Here is an 11,002-nt window from a genome sequence, read left to right on the forward strand (position 1 = left end):
CCCCGGGGGTGGCACGGCCGTTTCCATTCTTCTCAGGAGTTCCCCGTGCCCGAGGGGCATACGATCCACCGCCTGGCCCAGGACCACGCCGAACGGTTCGCGGGCCGGCCGGTCCGCGTCAGCAGCCCGCAGGGCCGCTTCGAGCAGAGCGCGGCCGTGCTCGACCGGCGCGAGCTGGACGGCGCCGAGGCGCACGGCAAGCACCTCTTCCTGGAACTCGGCGACGCCTGGATCCACATCCACCTCGGACTCTTCGGCAAACTCGGCTTCGGCCCCGCGCCGGCCCCGCCCGCCACGGACACGGTCCGGCTGCGCCTGCGGAACGAGGACCACTACGCCGACCTGCGCGGCCCCACCGCCTGCGCACTGATCGGCGAGGACGAGAAGAAGGCGATACACGCCCGGCTCGGCCCGGACCCGCTGCGCGCGAGCGACGACCCCGACCGTGCCTGGACCCGGATCTCCCGCTCCCGCACCACCGTCGCCGCTCTGCTCATGGACCAGAAGATCGTCGCGGGCGTCGGCAACGTCTACCGCGCCGAGGTCCTCTTCCGGCACGGCATCGACCCGTACCGCCCGGGCAAGGACCTCAACCGCGCCGAGTGGGACGCCATGTGGGCCGACCTGGCCGCCCTGATGCGCCAGGGCGTGCGCAACAACCGCATCGACACCGTCCGCGACGAGCACCTGCCCGAGGCCATGGGCCGGCCGCCGCGCGTCGACGACCACGGCGGCGAGGTGTACGTCTACCGGCGGGCGAACCTGCCCTGCCACATCTGCGGCGGCGAGATCCGCACCGCCGACCTCGCCGCCCGCAACCTCTTCTGGTGCCCCGGCTGCCAGTCCCGCTAGGTGCCTGGGCCGGCGGACCTTCGCGGGCACAGCACCAGGCCGTCTCTTTCCGAGCTTGCCTGACCCGCGCCGTGCGACACCGCACCAGACGACGCGGGCTTAACCGGCAAGATCCGGAAGAGACGACCTAGAACCCGTGCGGCAGCCAGGGCGCCACGTCCCCGGCGAAGGCGCGCGAGGCCTCCGTGAGCGCCCCCGGGCGCAGCTCCCGCACCAGGCCGGCCGCGGCCAGCGAGGTGAGGGCGATCCCGCCCAGGTACGCCGAGCCCAGCTCCCGGACCGACAGCTCCAGGTCCGCCGGGTCCGCGGTCCGCGTACAGAGGGCGGCGCCCTTGGCGTCCGCGGCCAGCCGCCACCGTCCCGCGTTCCAGGGGCAGAACGCGTCCTCGACGGCCACGACCACGTCCATCGGCGCCGCGTACGTCCGCGCCTCCAGCGCCGCCGGCAGATCCACCAGCCGCACGTGCAGCGCGTCCCGCGTCCGCGGCCGCGACCGCCGGACGTCGCTCACCAGGTGCAGCACCGGATCGTCCACCGGCCGCCGAGGCGCCCGTACCGTCCAGGTCAGGTCGATCGAGAACAGGTAGCGCCACAGCGCCGCGCACGCCGCCGGGTCCAGCGCGTCGAGGTCGCGCACATCTACCGTGCCCTCCGAGCGGGTCTGGTCCCACTCGGGCGTCACCCGGTAGCGGGCGTACCCGACCACCTCGCCGTCCTCCCGTTCGGCGACCACGCACTTCAGCGGCGACCCTCCGCCGCGCGTCGAGGGCGGGTCCAGCAGCGGGAACCGCTCCCAGCCCGGCTGCCGGGCGGGCATGCCCGGCCGGGTGGTAGCCAGCGCCGCGTAGACCCGCTCGCAGTCGGCCAGCGCCTCCCGCGGGTCCACGAGGCGCAGCCGTATCCCGTCCGTCCCCGGTGGCACGGAGAGCCGTACGCGGGCCGTGTCGATGTCCAGCGCCAGGGCGTAGGTGGCCGTGCCGTAGCCGAAGCGCCCGTAGATCGCCGGCTCCGAGGCCGTCAGCACGGCGAGCGGTTCGCCACCCGCCCGGACGTCGTCGAGCTGGCGCCGCATCAGGGAGGTGAGCACCCCGCGCCGGCGGTGGGTGGGTGAGACGCCCACCATCGAGACGCCGGCCGCCGGAACGAGTGCCCCGCCCGGCACGGAGAGACGGAAGGTGAAGGCACCGGCCGAGCCGACGCAGGTGTCGCCGTTCCAGACGCCGAGCGAGCGCTCGGTGTCCGTCAGCGACTTGTAGAGCTCGCGCTCCTCGGGGGACTCGGGCACGCCACCGAACGCCAGTTCCAGGTGGTCGTACCAGACATCCCACTCATCAACCTGTAATACGCGTATCTCAAGAGCCATACGGCCATCCCTATCAGGGCAATCCGCCCCAGGCGACGCGTTTTCGGACGCCGTCGGGCACCTGGTCCGGGGGTACCCCTGCGCATCCACAGCCAGGATGGATAGGGTCCCGATGCAATGGCCGGAGCACGCGTTGAATCCCTCATGGCCCGGATGCGCATGCTGTCGCACCGGAGCCGCACAGCCCTGCGCAAATCAGCCGTCGACTACTTCCGCGGCGACGCCTCCGACTGGCTCGCCTTCGGCGGGCTGCTGCTCACCATTCCGGCCACCGCCTGCGGCACGCTGATGCTGCCGGTCTGGTTCTCGCCGTCGGCGCTCGTCCTGCCGATCGTCGCCGGCGGACTGCTGCTGCGCCCCGCCAGCCTCCTCGCGCTGTACGCCGCCTCCGCGGCCGCACTGATCGTCGAGGCCCTCGTACTCGGCCCCTATACCCAGGGTCCGGCCCGCGTCACCCCCGGCACCGTGCTGGTGGTCGCCGCCTGCGGGTTCTTCGGCCTGGTCATCGCCCAGTTCCGCAGCCGCGTCGGCGTGCCCTGGCGGCGCGGCGGCACCATGCTCTTCGACCTGCGCGAACGCATCCGCGTGCAGAGCAAACTGCCCTCCCTGCCGCGCGGCTGGCACCGCGAGATGGCCCTGCGGCCTGCCGGCGGCCAGTCCTTCTCCGGCGACTTCGTCGTCGCGGCCCGCACCAACGGCGGCCGCACCCTGGAGATCGTCCTGACCGACGTCTCAGGCAAGGGCATGGAGGCCGGCTCCCGCGCCCTGCTGCTCTCCGGAGCCTTCGGCGGGCTGCTCGGCGCGCTGCCCGCCCACGGCTTCCTGCCCGCCGCCAACGGCTACCTGCTCCGCCAGGACTGGGACGAGGGCTTCGCCACCTCCATCCACCTGGTCCTGGACCTGGAGACCGGCGACTACGAACTCCTCTCGGCCGGTCACCTCCCCGCCCTCCAGCTCTGCGCGGGCACCGGCCGCTGGCAGGAGAAGACGGGCGAGGGCCCGCTGCTCGGTGTCTACGACGGCGCCGACTTCACCCCCGCCCGCGGCAGCCTCCGCCCCGGCGACGTCCTGATGCTCTTCACCGACGGCCTCGTCGAGACCTCCGACCGGGACCTCAGCGAGGGCATCGACCGCCTCACCGGCGAGGCCGACCGCTACGTCGCCGCCGGCTGGGACGGCGCGGCCTGGCACCTGATCGAAAAGGTCGCCAAGGACGTCAACGACGACCGCGCCCTGCTCCTCATCCGCCGCTCCGCCTGACCGGGGCGTGGTGTGCACCCCACCCCCACCGGTCCGCCGGGCGGCGCGCTCACACCACCACCGCGGCGGAGGTCCCGGGGCCGCTCCGGGACGCCGTCGACGCCCGTCACGCCACCGTTCGTCGTGGTCATCCCCGACCCGGCCGCCGCCGCCCACGCCGACCAGGTGCTCTTCCTCGCCGACGGCCTGATCGCGGACCGGCCGCCGAGCAGCTCCGCCGCGGCCGTCGCGGTCCGGATGGCCCCGCTGACCGCCCGGCGTACCCGGCCGCACGCGGCGGCGGCCGCCTAACGGACCGGTGGCCGCCACGGTCCGAGTCCCAGCTTCCCGGTGTTCCCGAGGTCGACCGGCGCGGCGAGCCGCAGCCACAGCCGGGGCGCGCCGGGCCGGGGTTCGACCTCCACGATCCGTGCCGTCGTGGCCGGTACCGCCGCGTCGGTGACGAGATTGCGCCACGCCATCACGAAGGAGGCCGCCTGCCCCGGCGCCAGCGTCACCCGCTCCGGCGGCTCCTCCGAGGTCGTCACGCCCGTGCCGATCCCCTCCGTGCCGTGCTCCACCGTCACCGCCACCGGATCGTTGCGGTCGTCGCGCAGCGTCAGCTGCGGGTAGCCCTCCAGCACGTACGGCTGACCACCACAGTTGAGCAGCTGGAAGTCCGCCACCCGCAGCCCCATCGCCGCGTTCCCGTCCCCCTCGACGAGCCGGACCCCGCCCTCGGGGCACGGCTGCGGCGCGGTCGGCCGGGAGGAGGGCACGCCCCGGGCGGGGTCGGGCTTCGCGGTCACCGCAGTCGGGCCGGGAGCCGCCCTCGGCGCCGGGGGAGTCGCGCACCCCGCCGCCCCCGCCCACACGCCCGCCGCGACCACGCCGGGTATCCACCGCTTCATCCACCGCTTCGCGATCATCCGGTGAGCCTACGACGGCACGCGGGCCACTCCGCTCGGATTGGCCCGCCCCCTCGGCCCCGGACGCGCCTAACGTGCCCCCATGGACCGCACGCTCGCCGCCGACCTCGCCCGGCTCCCCGAACTCCTCGACGCCACCCGCGCCGCCGCCGCCGACGCGCTCGCCGCCCTGGCCGCGCGCCCCGTCGTACCGCCCACCGGGAAGCCGTACGCCCCCGAACCCCTCCCGGAGGACGGCGCCGGTGCGGACGCCGCCCTCGCCGCCTTCCGTGACCGCTGGGAGCCGCGGCTGTCGGCCTCCGCGGGACCGCGCTACCTCGGCTTCGTCACGGGAGGCGCCACCCCGGCCGCCCTCGCCGGCGACTGGCTCACCGCCGTCCACGACCAGAACTCCAACTCCGCCCTCGACGGCGGCGGTCAGGACCTCGAACGCGAGACCGTCGGCTGGCTCCGCGACCTCTTCGGCCTGAGCGCCGCCCACTCCGGCACCTTCGTCTCCGGCGCCACCATGTCCAACACCACCGGCCTCGCCATCGCCCGCGAATGGCTCGGCGAACGCCTCGGCGTCTCCCCCGCCGAGGACGGCGCGGCGGCCCTCGGCCCGGTCCGCGTGCTCTCCGGCGCCCCGCACTCCTCGATCGCCAAGGCCCTCTCGGTCCTGGGCCTCGGCCGCAACTCCCTGGTCCGGGTGCCCACCCTGCCCGGCCGTGAGGCCGTCGACCCCGCGGCCCTGGAGCGGGCGCTGGCCGACACGCCCGGACCGGCCGTGGTCGTCGCCAACGCCGGCACCGTCAACACCGTCGACTTCGACGACCTCCGCGCGATCGAAGCCCTGCGCGAGCGCCACGACTTCTGGCTGCACACCGACGCCGCGTTCGGCGCCTTCGCGGCCCTCTCCCCGGAGCACGCACACCTCGCCGACGGCCTGGACGCCTCCGACTCCGTCTGCGTCGACCTGCACAAATGGCTCAACGTCCCCTACGACAGCGCCGTCCAGTTCACCCGCCGCCGCGACCTGCAGGCCCGCGTCTTCCAGAACTCCGCCGCCTACCTCGGCCCCCTCGGCGAGCACCCCGACCTCGTCCACCTCACCCCCGAGAACTCCCACCGGCTGCGCGCCCTCGCCGCCTGGTTCACGCTCCGCGCGTACGGCCGCCGGGGCCACCGGGAGATCGTCGAACGCGACATCGCCTGCGCCCGCGCACTGGGCGCCGCCCTGGAGGCGGACCCCGCCTTCACCCTCCTCGCCCCGGTCCGCCTCAACGTCGTCTGCCTCACCCTCGCCGAGGCCCCCACCCCCGAGCGCCTCGCCGCCCTGCGCGAGGCCGTGGCCGGCGAGGTGTTCGTCACTCCCACCGTCTACGAGGGAACCGCCGCCCTGCGCGCCGCGTTCTCCAACTGGCGTACCACGCAGGCGGACGTAGGCCGGGCAGCGGAGGCCCTCGGCGCAGCGGCAAGGGAGATCGCATGACGAACAGCCCCCTGACTCTGATCGAGGTCGAGTCCTTGGCGCGCAGCGCGCACGAGGGCCAGACCGACAAGGCCGGCCGGCCGTACGCCGAGCACCTCGCGGCCGTGGCCGAGGGCGTGCGGCTGCGCGGCGGCACGGCCGAACAGCAGGCGGCGGCCTGGCTCCACGACGCCATCGAGGACGAGGCCCTCAGCCTCACCTGGCTGGATTCGGCGGCCCTACCGCAGACGGTGAAGGACATGGTCCTCGCGGTCACCAAACGCCCGGGCGAACCGGTCGAGCGGTACGCGGCCCGCATCCTGGCCACCCCGGGCGCCCTGCTGATCAAGGAGGCCGACCTCGCGCACAACGCGGACCCCGTCCGGCTCTCCGTGCTGGACGCCCCCACGCGCGAGCGGCTGTCCGTAAAGTATGCGAATATCCGTTCCCTGCTCGGCCTCACCGCCCCGTGATCCGTGCCCCGCGCCCGAAATATTCCTGCCGTGCCTGTGGTTGGCGGAAACGGAACCACGCCTCTTCGTCACGGGGCGTATAGCCGGGGCCCGTTGGTGGGAGGATGGTCCATGTGGGGGTGTGCCTGGCCGTGCGCCCCGGGCCGACCAGGGGACGACCGAAGGTGTGATCAGTAGTGGCCATTTCGCTGTCAGTGGTGGTTCTGTTGGCGGTCATCCTGGTGGTGCTGATCCGGGGCAACCACATCAAGACGGGCCCCGCGATCGTCGCGGCGCTCTTCGGCTTCTTCCTCGCGTCCAGCTCGATCGCGGACGACGTGAACCGCTTCCTGAACTCCCTCGCGACGATGATCGCCAACATCAAGCTCTGACCCCGGGTCCGATCCGCCGCGGAGTGGTCAGGCGCCTGCCTGGAGCCGCTCCAGCCGCGCGGCGACCGGGCAGCGGGAGGCGAAGAACATCGCCTGAGCCCCGGCGGGCCCGCACCGGAGCACCGCAACTCGTCGTGGTCGGCAGGCAGGAGCCGCCGGCGCTACCGCTGCCGCCCCCCATCGATGGGCCGTCCACGCTCCCCACCCCCGTTCGCTGTCGAACAGGATGGAACGGGAGCTGACTTGACCACTTCGACGGCCCACGCGGGCGGGGCGCCGACGCCTGGCGGCCGCGGCATCCGGGGGAAGCCTTCCCGCGTACGGACGCGAAGGCACCGCAGGCATCGCCCCGGGCCCGTCCGATCCGGACCAGGCACGCGGCGGAGAAGACGACGGGGGTGGCGGGGACGGCTTGGCGTACGTGAGCGACACGCCGACCGGACCCGGACGATCGAACGGCGTCGCCGCATCAGACGGAAGCCGGGACGGGGACTCCGATGGAACGAGACCGGCGGCGCCTCAACTCCGCACAGCCTGCTGAGACTCGGAGTTCCGCCGAGGGGTGATCTTCCGCGTGTCGGTTCCCCGGCGCGACCGTGACGGTCGCCCTGCCTCCACACCGCGAGCCGCCGCCGACCACCCGAAGGAATGTCCACGGCGGAAGGGGCGCGCAGACGGTGCGCCGAGCTGATCGCGGCCTCCGGGAACGACGAAGGGCCAGGTCGAGGAAACCTCCTCTGACCTGGCCCTTCGTACTTCCGAGCGGGTGACGGGAATCGAACCCGCGTAGCTAGTTTGGAAGACTAGTGCTCTACCATTGAGCTACACCCGCAACGCGTGCGCCGCAGGTCCGGGGACCTTGGCACGGACAGCATCCTAGCGCGTCGCCCCCGGTGGGTGCACACCACATTCGCTGCCGTGGCGGAGGTCCGCCCGAAAGACCTCGGGAAACCCCGCGCATCAGAGTGTCTCCAGGCATGTACCCTACGTGTCGCACCGACGGGGTGTGGCGCAGCTTGGTAGCGCGTCCGCTTTGGGAGCGGAAGGTCGTCGGTTCGAATCCGGCCACCCCGACCAGCAGCAGTGTTCTCCACAAGATCGCGTTGTGGGCTGATTGCCGCTTGCGGTTACTATGCAAGCTGCGTGCCCGTGTGTCTGATGTACCGGGCCGAAGTCCGCTGAACCGCTGAATCACAGCGTGACGGCAGAATCCCCAGCAGTCAGCCACAAGGAGACCGAACCGTGAAGAGCGCCGTGGAGACCCTGAATCCGACTCGGGTTCGGCTCACTGTTGAGGTGCCCTTCGAGGAGCTGAAGGACAGCCTCGACGCGGCGTACAAGAAGATCAACCAGCAGGTCACGGTGAAGGGCTTCCGTAAGGGCAAGATCCCGGCCCGCGTCATCGACCAGCGCTTCGGCCGCGGTGCGGTGCTGGAGGAGGCCGTCAACGACGCGCTCCCGAAGTTCTACACCGAGGCCGTCAACGAGGCCGACCTGAACCCGCTGGGCCAGCCGGACGTGGACATCACGGAGCTGAAGGACGGCGAGGTCCTCGCCTTCACCGCCGAGGTCGACGTCCGTCCCGAGATCGAGATCCCGGACTTCTCCGGCATCGAGGTCGAGGTCGACGCCATCGAGGTCTCCGACGAGGACGTCGAGAAGTCCGTCGAGCAGCTCCGTGGACGTTTCGCGTCCACCAAGGACGTCGAGCGCGCCGCCGCCGATGGTGACGTCGTCACCATCGACCTCGAGGCCAAGGTCGACGGCGAGGTGCTGCCCGACGGCGTCGCCTCCGACGTCTCCTACACCATCGGTTCGGGCGAGCTCCTCGAGGGCATCGACGAGGCCGTGACGGGCCTGGAGGCCGGCGGCGAGGCCACCTTCACCTCGCAGCTGAAGGGCGGCTCCGCCGAGGGCAAGGACGCCGAGGTCACCGTCAAGGTCACCAAGGTCTCCGCCAAGGAGCTCCCGGAGCTCGACGACGAGTTCGCGCAGATGGCGAGCGAGTTCGACACCCTTGAGGAGCTCAAGGCGGACAGCCGCAAGCGCCTCGAGAACATGAAGCAGTACGACCAGGCCACGCAGGCCCAGGAGCGCGTCCTGGAGAAGCTGCTGGAGCTCGTCGAGGTCCCGATCCCCGAGAAGCTCCTCGCGGACGAGGTCCAGACCCGCAAGCACAACCTGGAGCACCACCAGCTCGGCCAGATGGGTATGACCATCGAGAAGTACCTGGAGTTCCAGGGCAAGACGGTCGAGGAGTTCGACGCCGAGACCTCCGAGCAGGCGATCAAGGGCATCAAGACCCAGTTCGTCCTCGACGCGCTGGTCAACAAGGAGAAGCTGGGCGTCGACCAGGAGGAGCTCACCGAGCACCTCATGCGCCGTGCCGCTTCCTCCGGCATGTCCCCCGACCAGTTCGCCCAGGCCGTGGTCGAGGGTGGCCAGGTTCCGATGCTGGTCGGCGAGGTCGCCCGCGGCAAGGCCCTCGCGGTCGTCGTCGAGGCCTCCAAGGTCGTCGACACCAACGGTGAGGTCGTGGACCTGTCCGACGAGGACGAGGAGCAGGCCGCCGAGACCGTCGAGGCCGCCGTCGACGGCGACGACGAGGTCGAGGCCGACGAGGTCAAGGCCGAAGAGGCCGAGTAACACCCCGGGCGAAGCCCACTGAGCAGTGCCCCGAAGGGCCCGGACACCGTCGTGTCCGGGCCCTTCGGCACAGGTCCCGTAAGGCCCTTGTAGCTTGCGCTCCGAGCGAACAGTTCGGGAAGCGGGATGGCGTTGTCCTACCTGCGCGTTAGGGTCCATGAATACGAGGGCACGTGAGTACCCGGGCGCCGGCGGACCCGTCCGCTCCGGCCGGACCGGACCCCAGAACGAGACGCTGAGACGGCACATGGCCGTCGGAGACGAGCAGGTGGATACGTGACGAATCTGAAGCCTTACGCCGCGGGTGAGCCGTCCATCGGTGGCGGCCTCGGCGACCATGTCTACAACCGGCTGCTCGGCGAGCGCATCATCTTCCTCGGCCAGCAGGTCGACGACGACATCGCCAACAAGATCACCGCGCAGCTCCTCCTCCTGGCCGCCGAGCCGGAGAAGGACATCTACCTCTACATCAACAGCCCCGGTGGCTCCGTGACGGCCGGCATGGCCGTCTACGACACCATGCAGTACATCCCGAACGACGTCGTCACCATCGGCATGGGTATGGCGGCTTCGATGGGCCAGTTCCTGCTCACCGGTGGCGCCAAGGGCAAGCGCTTCGCCCTGCCGAACACCGACATCCTGATGCACCAGGGCTCCGCCGGTATCGGTGGCACCGCGTCGGACATCAAGATCCAGGCCCAGTACCTGCTGCGCACCAAGCAGCGGATGGCCGAGATCACCGCGTTCCACTCGGGCCAGACCGTCGAGGCGATCATCCGCGACGGTGACCGCGACCGCTGGTTCACCTCCGAGGAGGCCAAGGACTACGGCCTCATCGACGAGATCATCTCGGCAGCGTCCAACGTTCCGGGCGGCGGCGGCACCGGGGCCTGATCCCGGGACCCACCGTCAGTACCCCGCAGCCGACAGCCCGCAGAACGCCACCAGGATGGTGAACACCCAGATGCAGAACAACTTCTCCGCGAGCGGCCTCTACACCGGCCCGCAGGTGGACAATCGCTACGTGATCCCGCGCTTCGTCGAGCGCACCTCGCAGGGCGTGCGCGAGTACGACCCGTACGCGAAGCTCTTCGAGGAGCGCGTGATCTTCCTCGGCGTGCAGATCGACGACGCGTCCGCCAACGACGTCATGGCGCAGCTGCTGTGCCTGGAGTCGATGGACCCGGACCGCGACATCTCGATCTACATCAACAGCCCCGGTGGTTCCTTCACCGCGCTGACGGCGATCTACGACACGATGCAGTTCGTGAAGCCGGACATCCAGACGGTCTGCATGGGCCAGGCGGCTTCCGCCGCCGCGGTCCTGCTCGCCGCCGGTACCCCCGGCAAGCGCATGGCCCTTCCGAACGCCCGTGTGCTGATCCACCAGCCCTCCGGTGGCACGGGCCGCGAGCAGCTCTCCGACCTGGAGATCGCGGCCAACGAGATCCTGCGCATGCGTGACCAGCTGGAGACCATGCTGGCCAAGCACTCGACGACGCCGATCGAGAAGATCCGCGACGACATCGAGCGCGACAAGATCCTCACGGCCGAGGACGCGCTCGCGTACGGGCTGATCGACCAGATCATCTCCACCCGTAAGAGCAGCAAGGCCTGATCCTTGCCACCAGTTGGCGTGAGCACGTCGCCGGATTCGGAGATGTGAACCACGTCAAGGG

Annotated in this window: 11 protein-coding genes and 2 tRNA genes; 10 read left to right on the forward strand and 3 right to left on the reverse strand. The window is 71.4% G+C overall.

Annotated features, from left to right (window positions below):
- Window positions 1-45 precede the first annotated feature (45 nt).
- Entirely contained in the window at window positions 46-852 is an 807-nt protein-coding gene (locus tag ACWGIU_RS16545; protein ID WP_453706422.1) for an Fpg/Nei family DNA glycosylase, read from the forward strand.
- 127 nt (window positions 853-979) lie between these two features.
- Here the strand turns inward: ACWGIU_RS16545 and ACWGIU_RS16550 are convergent, their stop codons facing one another.
- Entirely contained in the window at window positions 980-2,215 is a 1,236-nt protein-coding gene (locus tag ACWGIU_RS16550) for a GNAT family N-acetyltransferase (protein WP_453706424.1), read from the reverse strand.
- 117 nt (window positions 2,216-2,332) lie between these two features.
- Here ACWGIU_RS16550 and ACWGIU_RS16555 point away from each other — a divergent pair, with 117 nt between their 5' ends.
- Window positions 2,333-3,475 (forward strand): PP2C family protein-serine/threonine phosphatase, encoded by a 1,143-nt coding sequence (locus tag ACWGIU_RS16555; RefSeq protein ID WP_453706426.1) that lies wholly within the window; start codon window positions 2,333-2,335, stop codon window positions 3,473-3,475.
- Window positions 3,476-3,598: 123 nt separating this feature from the next.
- Complete coding sequence (locus ACWGIU_RS16560; protein WP_453706428.1) at window positions 3,599-3,766, forward strand: hypothetical protein; 168 nt, start codon at window positions 3,599-3,601, stop codon at window positions 3,764-3,766.
- Here the strand turns inward: ACWGIU_RS16560 and ACWGIU_RS16565 are convergent.
- On the reverse strand, window positions 3,763-4,383 hold the full coding sequence (locus ACWGIU_RS16565) for a DUF4232 domain-containing protein (RefSeq protein WP_453706430.1): 621 nt from the start codon (window positions 4,381-4,383) through the stop codon (window positions 3,763-3,765). The genes ACWGIU_RS16560 and ACWGIU_RS16565 overlap by 4 nt on opposite strands.
- 82 nt (window positions 4,384-4,465) lie before the next feature.
- Here ACWGIU_RS16565 and ACWGIU_RS16570 point away from each other — a divergent pair, with 82 nt between their 5' ends.
- The 3 genes from ACWGIU_RS16570 to ACWGIU_RS16580 all read left to right on the forward strand — a co-directional run bounded on the left by ACWGIU_RS16570 (window position 4,466) and on the right by ACWGIU_RS16580 (window position 6,677).
- Complete coding sequence (locus tag ACWGIU_RS16570) at window positions 4,466-5,854, forward strand: pyridoxal phosphate-dependent decarboxylase family protein (protein ID WP_453706432.1); 1,389 nt, start codon at window positions 4,466-4,468, stop codon at window positions 5,852-5,854.
- Entirely contained in the window at window positions 5,851-6,306 is a 456-nt protein-coding gene (locus ACWGIU_RS16575) for an HD domain-containing protein (RefSeq protein WP_453706434.1), read from the forward strand. Before ACWGIU_RS16570 ends, ACWGIU_RS16575 begins: the two co-directional genes overlap by 4 nt.
- A gap of 176 nt (window positions 6,307-6,482) precedes the next feature.
- Window positions 6,483-6,677, forward strand: coding sequence for a membrane protein (locus tag ACWGIU_RS16580; RefSeq protein ID WP_030008564.1), 195 nt, complete (start codon window positions 6,483-6,485; stop codon window positions 6,675-6,677).
- Between the two features lie 761 nt (window positions 6,678-7,438).
- On the opposite strand, the gene ACWGIU_RS16585 is transcribed toward ACWGIU_RS16580, so the two are convergent.
- Window positions 7,439-7,509: transfer RNA gene (locus ACWGIU_RS16585), tRNA-Gly, on the reverse strand.
- 168 nt (window positions 7,510-7,677) lie between these two features.
- On the opposite strand from ACWGIU_RS16585, the gene ACWGIU_RS16590 reads away from it, so the two are divergent.
- The 4 genes from ACWGIU_RS16590 (at window position 7,678) to ACWGIU_RS16605 (ending at window position 10,941) form a co-directional block, all read left to right on the forward strand.
- Window positions 7,678-7,754: transfer RNA gene (locus tag ACWGIU_RS16590), tRNA-Pro, on the forward strand.
- Between the two features lie 165 nt (window positions 7,755-7,919).
- Window positions 7,920-9,323, forward strand: a complete 1,404-nt coding sequence (gene tig / locus ACWGIU_RS16595; protein WP_453706436.1) for a trigger factor — start codon at window positions 7,920-7,922, stop codon at window positions 9,321-9,323.
- A 276-nt stretch (window positions 9,324-9,599) separates the two neighbouring features.
- Window positions 9,600-10,217: an ATP-dependent Clp protease proteolytic subunit gene (locus ACWGIU_RS16600; protein ID WP_030026957.1), complete on the forward strand. Its 618-nt coding sequence runs from the start codon at window positions 9,600-9,602 to the stop codon at window positions 10,215-10,217.
- A 55-nt stretch (window positions 10,218-10,272) separates the two neighbouring features.
- Entirely contained in the window at window positions 10,273-10,941 is a 669-nt protein-coding gene (locus ACWGIU_RS16605; protein ID WP_033223992.1) for an ATP-dependent Clp protease proteolytic subunit, read from the forward strand.
- Window positions 10,942-11,002: the final 61 nt, after the last annotated feature.

It is taken from the genome of Streptomyces sp. NPDC054840 (assembly GCF_053611065.1).